The organism is Bradyrhizobium glycinis (genome assembly GCF_016031655.1).
In the GTDB taxonomy this organism is placed as follows: Bacteria; Pseudomonadota; Alphaproteobacteria; order Rhizobiales; family Xanthobacteraceae; genus Bradyrhizobium; species Bradyrhizobium glycinis.
In genome coordinates this window covers 1-13,366 of record NZ_JACCHQ010000053.1, presented here as the reverse complement: position 1 = coordinate 13,366, position 13,366 = coordinate 1, and the positions used below count along the sequence as shown (strand labels likewise).

At 60.0% G+C, this 13,366-nt stretch carries 8 protein-coding genes and 7 pseudogenes; 4 read left to right on the top strand and 11 right to left on the bottom strand.

Features of this window, described 5'->3' with window-relative positions; translation table 11 throughout:
• Positions 1 to 697, top strand: a 697-nt coding sequence (locus HZZ16_RS36600) for an IS110 family RNA-guided transposase (protein ID WP_197955673.1), incomplete at its 5' end; no start/stop codon positions are given.
• Positions 698 to 936: 239 nt separating this feature from the next.
• On the opposite strand, the pseudogene HZZ16_RS36595 reads toward HZZ16_RS36600, so the two are convergent.
• The 4 genes and pseudogenes from HZZ16_RS36595 to HZZ16_RS36580 form a co-directional block, all read right to left on the bottom strand.
• Positions 937 to 1,193 (bottom strand): annotated as a pseudogene (locus HZZ16_RS36595) (transposase); the annotation flags it as partial.
• A gap of 200 nt (positions 1,194 to 1,393) precedes the next feature.
• Positions 1,394 to 1,851: pseudogene (locus HZZ16_RS38515) on the bottom strand (transposase); the annotation flags it as partial.
• 40 nt (positions 1,852 to 1,891) lie between these two features.
• Positions 1,892 to 2,167 (bottom strand): annotated as a pseudogene (locus tag HZZ16_RS36585) (Mu transposase domain-containing protein); the annotation flags it as partial.
• Positions 2,168 to 2,348: 181 nt separating this feature from the next.
• The gene (locus HZZ16_RS36580) at positions 2,349 to 2,540 is read right to left on the bottom strand and encodes a site-specific integrase (protein WP_197955669.1); all 192 of its coding nucleotides are present in this window, start codon (positions 2,538 to 2,540) and stop codon (positions 2,349 to 2,351) included.
• 509 nt (positions 2,541 to 3,049) lie between these two features.
• On the opposite strand from HZZ16_RS36580, the gene HZZ16_RS36575 reads away from it, so the two are divergent.
• The gene (locus HZZ16_RS36575) at positions 3,050 to 4,291 is read left to right on the top strand and encodes a cytochrome P450 (protein ID WP_197955668.1); all 1,242 of its coding nucleotides are present in this window, start codon (positions 3,050 to 3,052) and stop codon (positions 4,289 to 4,291) included.
• Positions 4,292 to 4,515: 224 nt separating this feature from the next.
• Here HZZ16_RS36575 and HZZ16_RS36570 read toward each other — a convergent pair whose 3' ends face one another.
• Positions 4,516 to 4,905 carry an avidin/streptavidin family protein gene (locus HZZ16_RS36570; protein WP_197955667.1) on the bottom strand — a complete coding sequence of 130 codons (390 nt, stop codon included), beginning with the start codon at positions 4,903 to 4,905 and terminating at the stop codon, positions 4,516 to 4,518.
• Positions 4,906 to 5,047: 142 nt separating this feature from the next.
• Positions 5,048 to 5,305: a transposase gene (locus HZZ16_RS36565; RefSeq protein ID WP_197955666.1), complete on the bottom strand. Its 258-nt coding sequence runs from the start codon at positions 5,303 to 5,305 to the stop codon at positions 5,048 to 5,050.
• A gap of 222 nt (positions 5,306 to 5,527) precedes the next feature.
• Here HZZ16_RS36565 and HZZ16_RS36560 point away from each other — a divergent pair.
• Positions 5,528 to 6,567, top strand: a pseudogene (locus tag HZZ16_RS36560) (IS630 family transposase).
• 29 nt (positions 6,568 to 6,596) lie between these two features.
• On the opposite strand, the gene HZZ16_RS36555 reads toward HZZ16_RS36560, so the two are convergent.
• From HZZ16_RS36555 to HZZ16_RS36540, 4 genes and pseudogenes are all read right to left on the bottom strand, one after another.
• The gene (locus HZZ16_RS36555; RefSeq protein WP_197955662.1) at positions 6,597 to 8,156 is read right to left on the bottom strand and encodes a 2-isopropylmalate synthase; all 1,560 of its coding nucleotides are present in this window, start codon (positions 8,154 to 8,156) and stop codon (positions 6,597 to 6,599) included.
• Positions 8,157 to 9,195: 1,039 nt separating this feature from the next.
• A pseudogene (locus HZZ16_RS36550) lies at positions 9,196 to 9,297 on the bottom strand (transposase); the annotation flags it as partial.
• A 437-nt stretch (positions 9,298 to 9,734) separates the two neighbouring features.
• Entirely contained in the window at positions 9,735 to 10,733 is a 999-nt protein-coding gene (locus HZZ16_RS36545) for an alpha-ketoacid dehydrogenase subunit beta (RefSeq protein WP_197955660.1), read from the bottom strand.
• Entirely contained in the window at positions 10,733 to 11,734 is a 1,002-nt protein-coding gene (locus tag HZZ16_RS36540) for a thiamine pyrophosphate-dependent dehydrogenase E1 component subunit alpha (RefSeq protein WP_197955659.1), read from the bottom strand. Before HZZ16_RS36540 ends, HZZ16_RS36545 begins: the two co-directional genes overlap by 1 nt.
• A 455-nt stretch (positions 11,735 to 12,189) precedes the next feature.
• Here HZZ16_RS36540 and HZZ16_RS36535 point away from each other — a divergent pair.
• Positions 12,190 to 12,572, top strand: a pseudogene (locus HZZ16_RS36535) (transposase family protein); the annotation flags it as partial.
• A gap of 5 nt (positions 12,573 to 12,577) precedes the next feature.
• Here HZZ16_RS36535 and HZZ16_RS37795 read toward each other — a convergent pair.
• A pseudogene (locus HZZ16_RS37795) lies at positions 12,578 to 13,072 on the bottom strand (transposase family protein); the annotation flags it as partial.
• Positions 13,073 to 13,366: the final 294 nt, after the last annotated feature.

Here is a 13,366-nt window from a genome sequence, read left to right as displayed (position 1 = left end):
GGAGGGCCAGGTCGATCTTCAAGCCCTGCATCGAATCCGTGACCAGATGGTCGGCTCGAGGACACGCCTGATCAATCAGATGCGGGCCTTCTGCCTCGAGTACGGTGTACCTTTGCGTCAGGGTGCCGGAATGTTCAAACTCGAGTTGCCGCGCGCTTTGAATGACGAAGGAAACGATTTGTTACCAGTGATGCGTCGCCTGCTGGGCGATCTCTTCGCCGACCTCCGCCGCCTCGAAGAACGGATCCGCGAAGTGACAAAGGAGATCGAAGCGGTCGCCGATCGAGAGGACGTTACAGGCCGGCTGATGACAATCCCCGGTATCGGCGCATTGGGTGCGACCGCCGTACTTGCCGCGATTGGTGATGGGCTGCAGTTTCGCAAGGCCCGCGACCTTGCTGCCTGGCTGGGGTCAGTGCCCAGGCAATACTCGACCGGCGGAAAACAGACGTTGCTTGGCGTCAGCAAACGCGGCAACCGTTATGTGAGAAAGCTTCTAGTGCATGGCGCGCGATCCTGCTTCCGGCACTTGGACCGGACGCGCGATCGCCTAGGAAGCTGGCTCGACGGGCTCCAGGCTCGGATGCATCCGAACAAGGCCGTGGTCGCTCTAGCCGCCAAGATGGCCCGCATTGTCTGGGTGGTCTTGAATAAGCCTGGAGCTCTCTACGAACGCAGAGATCCTGCTTTCACCTGACGCTTCTGGCTTCGATTGCAAGGCTCGGGAACAGTGATGACGAAACAGTGGATCAACATGCCGTAAGCCCTGTGCAAAAAAGCGGGCTTCGTGCCCGAACCATTTATTGGGAACGGCGTGCGCGGATCTCATCATGGCCTGGCTGCAACAGCAGTCCACTCGCGAGAGGCCGGATACATTTATGCAACTGAAAGCGTCATTTTAGCTGTTACGAACCCTTGCACGGACGGGGCGGACCATACATTCTTTCCCAAAAGGTCCTTCAACGCCGCATTGTCCAGCATGGCGTCAGCCAGGAGCCGCTTCAGCTTCGTGTTCTCGTCCTCCAGCCTCCTCAGCCGCTTGGCCTCGGAGACGTCCATCCCGCCGTACTTGGCCTTCCATTTGTAGATGCTGGCGTCGCTCACGCCGTGCTTGCGGCATAGTTCGGCGACCACACCCCGGCCTCGTGCTCCTTCAAGATCCCGATAATCTGTATTCGGTATGCTTCTGTCAATCCCTTAAGAGCGCGTGCCGCGGGTACCTTGCTTCTGTTCGTGGTCGGCAAAGCCGCCACACGATGGGATTCGGTTGAATGGTCGGTTCAAGCTCTTCGGCGTAGTCAGCCGCTTGGAGGGCGGACGCCACGACAGATCATACGAACTCGACCATCCCCACGCCCCGCGACGGGCGTCTCTTGGGATGGCGATGGCGTCCTTACGCCACCGCCGTCCATCGGAATTCGCCCCATCAACCCACATTCGGTGAAGGACGACAGCCATCTTTCTGGCCAGCGCGACCTTCGCACGCTTGCTTCCTTGCCGGTGAGCAACACGCACCGCCCAGGCCTTCATCGGAGACCATCGGGTTGATGGCCTGAGAACAACGTTGGCAGCTTCGAACAGGGCTGTGCGCGTCTCTCCATCTCCGACTTTTGTGATCCGTCCCACCCGATCAACCTCGCCAGATTGGTATCGCCGGGGCGTTAACCCGAGATAGGCGCCGACGGATTGGGAATGCAGGAATCGCTTGGGATCGTCCACAGTGGAGCGGAAGGTCAACGCAGAGACCGGGCCGATCCCCGGCATCCTCATCAAGAGCCGACAAGCCGGGTCACTGCGCACGGCCTTCAGAACCAGACGATGCAGTCGGGCGTACTCCCGCATCAGCGCTTCGCCAACTTCAAACTGGATTAAGCTCCGGGGGCAAAGTCAGCAGCAGCGCACGGGTGTGGCGATCACGGATCTCGATCGTGGAGGTGTAGATGCGCACGACGACCTGACTGCCGATGCGCGCAGGCCGCGCGGCGTAATAGCTGTTGTCGACGCGGACGGTGGTGTCGTCGCAGACGGTCCGAACGACCTCGGTGAAGATGCGGAAGGGTGCGACAGGCAGCAGCCGCAGGTGCGGCTTCTCTTCCTGGAACATCGCCTCGACCTGACAGCGCGTGCTGCCGTGGATGCGTTTGGAAGCCCAGTTCTCCTCCCAGTGTGCGGGTATCACAAATCCCCGGACACTGTTTTCGGTAACTCCCGGACACCCATTTCAGTAAATGCCGGACGCCGGTTTCAGTAATTCCCGGACGCTGATTTCACAAAGTCCCGGACAGTCTGACGGCAGGGTTTTCGGTCGAAATGGTCCCTCCCATCTTAGCCCTGGTCGACCCGCATTACTATCCGCTAACTGTCGAAATCCACACCTTGAGGAAGACCACCTCCAAGCCGCGTAATCCGCTGGCATAGACTGTCGTCAACGCTATGCGGCTCTTTACGTTCGGGATCGCCTCCAGAAAGCTAACCACCTCGTCAGCACTCAGCACGACGGGCAGCGCGTGCTGCCGCGCGTAGGCGATGCGCTCCGGCATCTTGCTGTGGCCAAGCGTTATCCCACAGAAAGATCGCACCCGCACAGACGATCAGGTCTAGCGAAGAGAGATTGGATAGCGTTTGGTATTGAGCAAGACTTCCGCGCGCAGGCACGTTGCGAATACCGCGTGAAGGCCCGCATCGCACCAACAACCGCCGGCTTCCGGCGGTCTGCTCGCGCTGCACGCCAGGGCGCTGGCCGATACCCCAGTACGATAGTCACCTTGCGGACGTCATTGACCGTGCCGAGACACACATCGGCGCTGCGATCGAGTATGCCATGTGTGGGGCATGGTTATAGAACTGAACGCGAGCTCACGCTCCTCCCCATAATGGTAGCGGAGCGACGCTCCGGTTTCTGATATTCTTGGACCGTTCGAAACCCGCCTTTGTGGGCTGGGCAATGATTGGGCGGTACGTTCACAATTGGTGAGAAGGTGTCAGAGCCCCCCTGGGAATCCGCCCAGGTGGGCGGAGGCTAGATGAGAGATTAAGACGGAGGACAATCATGAATACTTTGTTAAAAGGTCCAATACGCGAGGGGGCATATGATGTGCTGCTGAGCGATCTGGATGTCAGCGAGGTCAAGCGCTTCCAAGATGATAGCATATGGCCTTACTTCGAGCGGTTACGAAGGGAAGATCCCATCCACTACTGTAGAGATAGTCCTTACGGTCCATATTGGTCCATAACAAAATTCCACGACATCATTACAGTAGACACGACTCACGGAGTGTTCTCGTCAGAGCAAGGCATCTCGATCGGCGACGTGCCGGAGCAGTATTGGACGCCGAGTTTCCTTGAGATGAGTCCTCCGAAACATGGCGAGCAGCGCAAGACGATCAGACCGATAGTCGCGCCGGAGAATCTGGCCAAGCTCGAGGGCTTGATCCGTCGGAGGGTCAAGGCCATTCTGGACGGCTTGCCGTGCAATGAAGCCTTCGACTGGGTGGATAAGGTTTCAATCGAGTTGACGACGCAAATGTTGGCTACGCTATTTGATTTTCCGTTTGAGGATCGGCGGCTGCTGACCTATTGGTCGGACGTCGCTGCCACAACTCCGCGAGCTGGCCACGAGGTCGACACCTGGGAGAAGTATTGGGCAGTCATGTCCGGGTGCTTGGACTATTTCACAAGTCTTTGGAACGAGCGCAAAAATGCCGAGCCCCGCGCAGACTTGATTTCGATGATGGCGCACTCACCGGCGACCCGAAATATGGAGGCGAGAGAGTTCCTTGGAAACCTCATTCTGCTGATCGTGGGCGGGAACGACACCACCCGCAATTCGATGAGTGGAAGTGTGTTGTTCATGAACCAGAATCCGCCTGAGCTACGGAAGCTACGCGAGAATCCTCGGCTCGTGTCGAGCGCCGTCTCCGAGATCATACGTTACCAGACCCCGATCGCACACATGCGCCGCACCGCCGTGGCCGACATCGTGATAGGTAACAAGCATATCAGACGAGGCGATAAGGTCGTCATGTGGTACATTTCCGGGAATCGGGACGATGAGGCTATCGACCAGGCCAGCAGCTTCATCATCGATCGGAAGAACCCACGGCAACATCTCTCGTTCGGGTTCGGTATCCATCGCTGTGTCGGAAGACACCTTGCGGAACTGCAGCTGAAGATCCTTTGGGAGGAAATGCTGAATAGGCGCCTCGACATCAAGATCGTCGGCGAGCCGGAACGAATCGCATCTAACTTCGTGCACGGTTATGCCGCCCTCCCAGTGCGGATAATGGCTTAGGGGGTCGGCTCCTCCTTGCGCTCGATTTGAGATGAGCCGGAGCTTGCAACCGTGAGCCGGTCTGAGCAACGCCACACTGGGAGAAGGGTTTTCGCGAACTACGGAAGCACCGGCGGATGTCCAGGCGGCACTTACGCAATCTTGCCAACGCCGTCGACGCAAAAGCGAGTTCATTTGGCAGTGTCGGCGTGGCGACGCTCAATGCCGTCACCGAAAAGATCCTGCTATTTGTGGTTTTTCGTGTTGGAGAGCTTCTTGCCTGGCGCGTTCTTGGCCTCCCCTTTACCAGCGGTCATCAGTTTCGACTTGTCGCCGGCACTGATCCCAGTCCGTACCACGGGTTCGGCGAGTGAAAGGAACCAAATCCCTTGAAAACCTGATCCGGCATTGACCTGTAGCGTCCATACAGTCACGGAGCCGCAGCCTCCGAGGGTGACTGTAAAGCTGATCGCTGTACCGCTATTGGCTCGGGCAAGCCAGCTTGTCATCGCTGGAGAGGCGCCTTCGTCGCAGCTATTGCTGATTGCGAGATGATGGTGCGTACCGTACCGAAGTGAACGTGCGCACCGTACAGAGTTTATGGGGCGCAGGGTTTCGATGATCGCGCTCAGCATTCTAAGCAATCCCCGCGCAGCAAGCCAGCAAGAAGGGCTATCATGCGCGAGAGGGTTGCCCCGCGCAGCATCGGGAGGACGTCATCGATCCCACCCGCCCAATTGTCGATCCACATGATCATTTAGGGACCGCGATGGGCTCCTATATGATCGTCTTTTCGACGCGGCTCGAGTCATGTAGCGCCGTCCCAAAGCAGACTTCGATTCCTTCCGCGTCGCCGATCGACGTTGCCTGCGTTGTCGGTCGCCACGGCGCCGATGCCGGCTCCCGCCGACACTTATGCACCCAGCGTCGCAGCACCGAGCCACGCAGACCAAGCTCTTTGGCGACCGACATGACCGAGCGACCGCTCGGCACCGCCAGTTCAATGGCCTGGCGCTTGTAGTCCTCTGTGAACAATCGACGTTGACGTCCTGACAGTGACACCTCCGGGCTCTCTGGGCCTACTACAGGGTTCGGAGGAGGTTCCGCGGCGCACCCGGCCGTCCACTCTTCTGCGGCGCTCACTGCGGTTTCCTCTTGTCTAAGAGCAGGCGCAGCACGGCTGCGGCCTCAGGTTGGCCTGAAGTCGGGATCTAGTATCCACTATTCTTAGATCGTGAGTCTTGATTCAAGGTCGGGATGATACCCGAAGCAAGAGAAGCCCGCCTTTCGAGGAAAGATCGCAAGGTGCTTGAGGCATGTTGCCGCTCGCCGGTGACGTTGCAGCGCGATTGATGCGGGCGCGGATCGTCCTGCTGGCGGCGGATGGGCGCAGCACCCGGTCGATCACCAAGGAGGTTGGGTCCAGCTGCGGATTGTCAGCCTTTGGCGACATCGCTATGCCGAGCTTGGCCTTGAAGGGCTGCAAGACAAGCCGCGGCCTGGCAAGCAGCCGATTTATACGAAGAGGACCGACAAGCGGATTCTGAAGCTGTTGGATAAGCCGCCACCGCACGGGTTTGCCCGCTGGACCGGCCCTCTGCTGGCCGAGGCGCTGGACGATGTTGACGTCCAATACGTCTGGCGGGCGCAGCCACAAGATTGACCTCGCAGCTCGCAACTCCTTGTGCGAGAGCAAGACGCGAACTTTACGGCCAAAGCCGCCGATGTCGTAGGCCTTTACGTCGCCCCGCCGGCGAAGGCCATTGTGCTTGCGTGGACGAGAAGCCCTCGATCCAGGCTTTGGAGCGAGCGCGGGTTATCTGAAGTTGCCCAATGGCCGCGCCTTGACCGGACAGAGCCACGACTACAAGCGGCATGGCACCACAACACTGTTCGCGGCACTCGAAGTCGCCACCGGGAAGATCATCGCAACGCATTCAAAATGCCGTCGGCGCCTCGAGTTTCTCGATTTCATGAGCCGCCTGACCGCGGCCTTTCCGAACCGCCAGCTTCACGTCATCCTCGACAACCTCAACACCAACAAGAAGAACGAGGACTGGCTTAAGGCCACCCCAAAGTCCAATTTCATTGCACGCCGACAAGTGCGTCTTGGCTCAACCAGGTCGAGGTATATCTTGCAGGGGCAGTCGCTTAGCGGCACCTCCTTTACAAAACTCAAGCAGCTGCAGGAACACATCGATGCCGTCAGCGCGAACGACAAAGCCGAGCCCTTCGTCTGGACCAAGAAAAAGGTCCGTCAACGCCGCTTCAAAGGCCGCTGTATCACCCAGCTCTGATTCCGCGCACTAGGGTGAATGGAGCTTTCTTAGCTTCCCACCGCCGTTGGTTCGTCCCGCTGCCGTTTCGTGAGGACCTTGTTGAGCGCGCCGAGATAGGCCTTGGCCGAGGCAACCAGCGTGTCGGGATCGGCCGCGCGCGCCATCATCGAGCGGCCGTCCTGCGACAGCCGCACCGACACTTCCGCCTGCGCGTCGGTGCCTTCGGTCACGGCGTGGACCTGGTACAGCTCAAGCTTGGCCTCGTGCGGCACCAGGCGCTTGATGGAGTTGAACACGACATCCACCGGACCGTTGCCCTCGGCCTCCTCGATCATGATCTGGCCGTCGACGTCGAGCTTCATGGTCGCGCGCTGCGGACGATGGGTGCCGGCGATCACGGTCAGCGAGGTCAGCTTGATGCGGTCGTGCGAGGCCGCCATCTCCTCGTCGACCAGCGCCTCGATGTCCTCGTCGTAGATGTCCTTCTTGCGGTCGGCCAGCGCCTTCATCCGCGTGAACGCATCTTCCAGCTGGTTCGGACCGAGCTTGTAGCCCATCTCCTCCAGCTTGTGCACGAAGGCGTGGCGACCGGAATGCTTGCCGAGCACCAGCGAGGACTGCTTCAGGCCGACCATCGCGGGGCGCATGATCTCGTAGGTCGAAGCGTCCTTCAGCACGCCGTCCTGGTGAATGCCGCTCTCATGTGCGAATGCATTCCGGCCGACGATGGCCTTGTTGTACTGGACGGGAAACGAGGTCGCCGCCGACACCACCTTCGAGGCGCGGGTCAGCTGCGTGGTGTCGATCTTGTTCCAGTACGGGAATTTGTCGTTGCGCATGTTGATCGCCATCACGATCTCTTCGAGCGCAGCGTTGCCGGCACGCTCGCCGATGCCGTTGATGGTGCACTCGACCTGGCGTGCGCCGCCGGTGATACCGGCCAGCGAGTTGGCAACCGCCATGCCGAGATCGTTATGGCAGTGCACGGAGAACACCGCCTTGTCGGAGTTCGGCACGCGCTCGATCAGCGTCTTCATGAAGTGGGTGTATTCCTCCGGCACCGTATAACCGACGGTGTCGGGGATGTTCACCGTGGTGGCGCCGGCCTTGATCACGGCCTCGACGATGCGGCACAAAAAGTCCATCTCGCTGCGGGTGCCGTCCTCGGCCGACCATTCGACGTCGTCGATCTGATTGCGGGCGCGCGCCACCATGCCGACCGAAGTCTCGATCACCTGCTCCGGGGTCTTGTTCAGCTTCACCCGCATGTGCAGGGGCGAGGTCGCGATCACGGTGTGGACGCGGCCGCGCTTTGCAAACTTCACGGCCTCGGCGCAGCGGTCGATGTCGGCGGGATGCGCGCGCGACAGGCCGGCGATCACGGCATTCTTGGAGCGGCGGGCAATCTCGCTGACGGCCTGGAAGTCGCCTTCCGAAGTGATGGGGAAGCCGGATTCGATGACGTCCACGCCCATATCGTCCAGCAGCTCGGCGACCTCGAGCTTCTCCTCAAAGGTCATGGTGGCGCCGGGGCACTGCTCGCCGTCGCGCAGCGTGGTGTCGAAAATGATGACGCGGTCCTTATCAGGCTTGTTTACGCAGCTCATCTCAGAAATTCCTTTTGAGTGATTCGCGCTGTCTCTTGAGCGCTGAAGAAACTCTGTCTCAAACAAGCGCTGAGGGTACCTCGCCGTTGATGGCGGCACAACGAACGAGGCGATGCAGGTCGCCGTGGTCATTGACTGCATAATGCTGCGTGGCGCGGGTTATCGCCGGCGGCGACGTTATCTTCCTTCCAACTGCGGCGCAGGCGCATTGTCGGGCGCGGTGATATGAGACTGGAACGATTCGAAGAGCCTCTGGCCGCCATATTTGGCGATGCCAACAAAAATGCCCGCACGAAGCAGCCGGGCACCAGCATGAGGTGTTCGTACATACGGTATCGCCAGCCATATGATCGCGGCTATTTTCTGCTCCGGCAGATCGCCGACATTTCAGCGCCAATGCTCGCCGCACAATTGATGTAGTCGGCATATGGATGGCATTACCGATGAAATCCGTTTCAATCATGAGATACTCTCCGCATTTGCACCTCTTTGTCAGCGTCCCTATTCAACCGCCACAGGAATCGGTGAACGGTAGATCGACGATCCTTAAGAGGAATGATCAAAATCGGCGCCGTCCGTCCGTGAGGTGCGCTCCTCGCGCAAAAGTCGTCATGAGACGCAAGCAGCGACAGGTCAAGGCGCAAGGTTCCTTAGCTCGCCGCAACGCATAATTGCTGACGCGATCGCATCGGTTTCTTGCCCCTGCTGCGAAGCGCAGTGATCGGATAATTGGTGTTTGGCACCGCTGGATTTTCTCGTATTGCTAGAGCTTCCAGCAAGTAGCATGCCAGCGGATCCCAGACCTTTAATTTGCCAAGGGAATGGCTCATCTATCCTGTGACAACGTTGCAGCTCGGTCCAGAACGTCACGCAATCTTGTCGGGGATATAACAGGCATGTATCGGACTGCAGCCGTGGCCGTACGCCCATAACACCAGCTACCCCGCACAGGAGGTCAGGTCCCGGCTGCAGTAGAACTAGGTCCATGAGCTTTGAGCGTCTGAGCTCAGACGTTAACTGCGCCTACATACGAAGTTTCGTCGACACCGGTGGCGATGAGCACCGCGTGGCTGGCAGTGATCCCATCCTCCCGGATCCGCTCGTAACGAGCGTCCAGGATAAGGCAGGGGAAGGCTCTCTCAGGCGCTTACCTCCGCTCCACGTTCCTGCCGTCTCCATTCCGAAGAAAAGTGGGGGTGCTCACCGTGGCAGACAGCGTGGCACAGACGTAAAGCCAATGGTTGGGGCGTGGACCGTTATGCCCACCCCTCAGCCCTCTTTCCGCTGGCACATTACGCCACAAACGTTGACTATCTGGCTCAAGCGAAAGTTCAAGGGCTCCCAACACCGTTTAGGGGGCGCGCGTTTCTGCCGCAGGTTCTTTGTGCATTGGCAACTAGGCGATGCGGCAAGCTCACCTGATGGGAGCCGGGTAAGGCGAGAGTCTCACGCCTGGTTCTGCGAGAGGCTGGAGGTGAAATTCTCCGGCCGCCCGACGATTGCCGATCCTGGCCAAGGACCGGATCGCAAGGGGTACATTGGACCTACCAGCGCGCGTCTCGCGGCTCCTTATTTTATTCATGCTCCGCGCGGGGCTCCTCCAGATTTGCAGACGACCATCTCGCGTACCGCGGCTGCAATGGCCTCCTCAGTGACGCGCACGGCATCCTCGATGGGCGGCGCGTAGCCAACGGGCGCCCGCGGCGCGCCCAAGCGACGCACGGCGATCGCGCCGCCGAACTTCTCAGCCACGGTCGCCACAATCTCGCCGCCGAAACCGCCGACCGCGACCGCCTCGTGCGCGACGATGAGGCGCTTCGTTCGCTCGACGCTCTCGAACACCATGGTCTTATCCCAAGGCCAGAGTGTGCGCAGATCGATGAGATCGACTGAGACCCCCTCCTCCGCGAGCATTTGGGCTGCCTTCGTGGCCAGGTGCACCTGATTCGACCACGAAACGATAGTGAGATCCTTGCCTTCGCACACTTTGCTGGCTTGACCGAGCGGAACCGTATAGTCGACGTCATCCGGAACCTCTCCCTCGGAACACAAGAGAGCCTTGTGCTCCATGAATACAACCGGATCGTCGCAGCGGATGGCGCTCTTGAGCAGACCCTTGTTGTCGGCGGGTATTGCGGGGCAGACCACCACAAGACCCGGCACATGCGCGTACCAGGCTTCGAGCGATTGCGAATGTTGCGCAGCAGAAGACCAGTGGATGCCGATGGGCGCGCGGACCACGAGCGGTACACGCGCCTGCCCACCGGACTTGAACCGCGCCTTCGCGGCCTGGTTGACCAGCTCATCCATGGCGCACAGCACAAAATCGGACATACGCATGTCCGCGATCGGACGCGTACCCATCATGGCTGCGCCGACCGAGCCACCGAGTATGGCAGCCTCAGAGATCGGCGCATCGCAGATGCGATCGGAGCCGAACACCTCCACAAGGCCGCGATACTGGCCGAAGGCTCCGCCGCGTCCGAGATCCTGACCGACGGCCCACACCATGGCGTCGTGGCGCATCTCCTCCTCAAGCGCAATTCGTCCGGCCTCTAGATATGTCATCTGGCTCATCAGAACGCCTCCACAAGCGGGGAGCCGACGTCTTGGACGTCGACAAAAGCCATCCTTGCCGCTGGAAAAGCGGCTTCGCGGGCCGATCGGTAGGCGGCGTCCATTTCCGCATAGGCGGATGCCTTGTCAGCATCGAGCACATCGACCGCCACGCCGGCGCCGATCAGAAGCTCGCGCAATCGCGCGATCGGGTCATGCGCCTTTGCCGCCTCGACCTCGCCCTTTGGGCGATAGGCGCCAGGGTCGGAGCTGGTATGGCCGGTTACGCGGAATGTTTTGGCGTGCAGGAAGAGGGGCCCCTCGCCCGCCCTCACTTTGCGGATGAGCTCGGCAGCTGTGGCTTCGACGGCAACCACGTCATTGCCATCGACCTCGACGGCAGGCACGCCGAGCGCGCTCGCTCGGTCCAAGAAGCCTGGCCCCGCAGTCATGGTGCGCGTCTTGGTGGTCGCCGCATAACCATTGTCCTCGCACACGAAGAGCAGCGGCAGTTTGAACACCGCAGCCCAGTTCAACCCTTCCAGGAATGGACCCCGGTTAGTCGCGCCGTCACCGAAGTAGCAGACGACGATGCGGTCCTCCTTCTTGAGCTTAACGGCATGCGCCGCCCCCGCTCCTATCACGATATTGGCGGATATCACGCCGTTGGAACCCAGCAAGCCGACACCAAAATCCGCGATGTGCGGGGGACCGCCCTTACCGCCGCAAATGCCTCCTTCTCGACCGAGCAGCTCGTGGAACATGGCGGTCGAGGAAGCGCCCTTGGCAAGCGCTTGGCCATGCCCGCGATGAGTGGAGAGCACGAGGTCCCGCTTGGTCAGATGAGCGATAACGCCAACCGTCAACGCCTCCTGGCCGATCGACGGATAAAGGAACCCGTGCACTAGCTTGTCCTCGAAAGCCCTTGCCGCCACCTCCTCCAGCGCCCTGATTCGGTGCATCAACAGGTAATGGGCGCGGAGCCGCGCTACGTTAATAATTCGCTGTGATCTATTTTTCATCGTCTGAGTCCCTCCAGGAGTCCTTCATTTCGTCGGATGCGCATCGGCGTGACAGCTGGATGATGACGGCCAGCCGTTGATCCGGCGGGAGCCTCAGCACTTCTGCGTCTGAGCACGATCGTTTCGGGAGACCAGCACCGGCTTTCGTGCCGCGGAGGCCCGTTGCTTCTTTCTTTTGCCCCGCGTGTGCAGCGCCGCTGTGACTGACCACGAAGTAAATGGCCTCTCATTGTATCGACTTCTGCAGTCGTTTTTCGACACTGGCCGAACCGTCTCGCGTGGCGCGACGTGGAGAAAGCCCTTCAGCACACCGAATTACACGATCGCGGTGCGTCCACTCCTTAGTATGTTCGGAACCCGACACCGCAATTCGAGCAGAGAGTCAGAAAAGTGAGCATGATTTAGACGAACTAAACCATTGATGACCCCGCCTGGACAGCTATCAAATCAGATGGGATCTGCTGACAGGCCCGAAGGAGGCCAAGTCGACTGTCCTTTCCATTGAGGAGGAGGCGATTATCGTTGCTTTCCGGCGGCATACGCTGCTGCCGCTCGATGATTGCCTCTATGCACTGCAGCCGATCATCCCGCATCTGACGCGGTCATCCCTGCATCGCTGCCTCCAGCGCCATGGCATCAGCCGATTGCCGGAGGTCAAAGGCAGCAAGCCCGCAATGAAAAAGTTCAAGGCCTATCCGATTGGCTATTTCCACATCGACATCGCTGAGCTCCAGACCGCTGAAGGCAAGCTCTACCTCTATTCGCCATCGATCGCACCAGCAAGTTCGCCTTCGTCCAACTGGTCAGGAAGACGGGACAGACCTCCGCTGCGGCCTTCGACGGCGTGACACCTCGCTTCTGACCCGAGATGAAGACCCTGAACTCGTAATCCGGCGGCGCGTTGTGGCCGCGGTATCCCTTCGAGGAGGAGCCGCTCGATGATGTTGCTGACGAGCTTTTCCATGTCTGGGATAACAGTTTTGCAGGGTGTGGCCGTCATAGGGATCGCCGGGCAGCGCCTTCACATGAGTGACGAACTGGCCGCCCCGGGCGTGCTGAGCGCGGTTGCGACGGAGACCTTGACGCCGAACTCGTAAGGGCGATGGGCCTTGCCCTTGCCGACGCATTCGACCTCCGGCGCATGCAGCGAATAGCCCTTCGACCCGCGCTGGCTTTGCCGCTGCTCGTGGACGCGGCGCGCCAGGAACAACAGCCTTCGAAGACCTCCCCTCGAGCGCGGCCTCGCCCGCGATCTTGCGACTGATGTCGCGCATGTCCCGGCCGAGATAGGAGATAGGTACGCAACGTCTTCAGCGCCCGCCTGGCACGTTTGAACTGCGGATTCCAATGATCGCGCGCAGGTATTCCAATCTGATGCCGCGCAACGTTCCAATCTGATCGCGCGCAGGAGAAGCACCCGATCGTTAAAGGTAATTGGCACCATCGATAGCCCGTGGTCAAGCGGCCGCTGAAGGGATCACGTCACATGTTTGATGGTATGGTCGGCGGAGCGAAGCTGACCGGACGCGCACCCCCAACAGTGCCGTAGCGGCCGATCAGCTTCGCGCGCTGCAGTCTCGGTCTTCATCGGCAGCCGATGTAATCAAGGCCGAGCAAGAACGGGCGGACGCC

Bases quoted from the DNA above. Each gene is read 5' to 3' on its own strand.
- HZZ16_RS36580 (WP_197955669.1), bottom strand. From the start codon at position 2,540: ATGCCGGAGCGCATCGCCTACGCGCGGCAGCACGCGCTGCCCGTCGTG.
- HZZ16_RS36545 (WP_197955660.1), bottom strand. From the start codon at position 10,733: ATGAGCCAGATGACATATCTAGAGGCCGGACGAATTGCGCTTGAGGAG.
- HZZ16_RS36575 (WP_197955668.1), top strand. From the start codon at position 3,050: ATGAATACTTTGTTAAAAGGTCCAATACGCGAGGGGGCATATGATGTG.
- HZZ16_RS36540 (WP_197955659.1), bottom strand. From the start codon at position 11,734: ATGAAAAATAGATCACAGCGAATTATTAACGTAGCGCGGCTCCGCGCC.
- HZZ16_RS36570 (WP_197955667.1), bottom strand. From the start codon at position 4,905: ATGCTGAGCGCGATCATCGAAACCCTGCGCCCCATAAACTCTGTACGG.
- HZZ16_RS36555 (WP_197955662.1), bottom strand. From the start codon at position 8,156: ATGAGCTGCGTAAACAAGCCTGATAAGGACCGCGTCATCATTTTCGAC.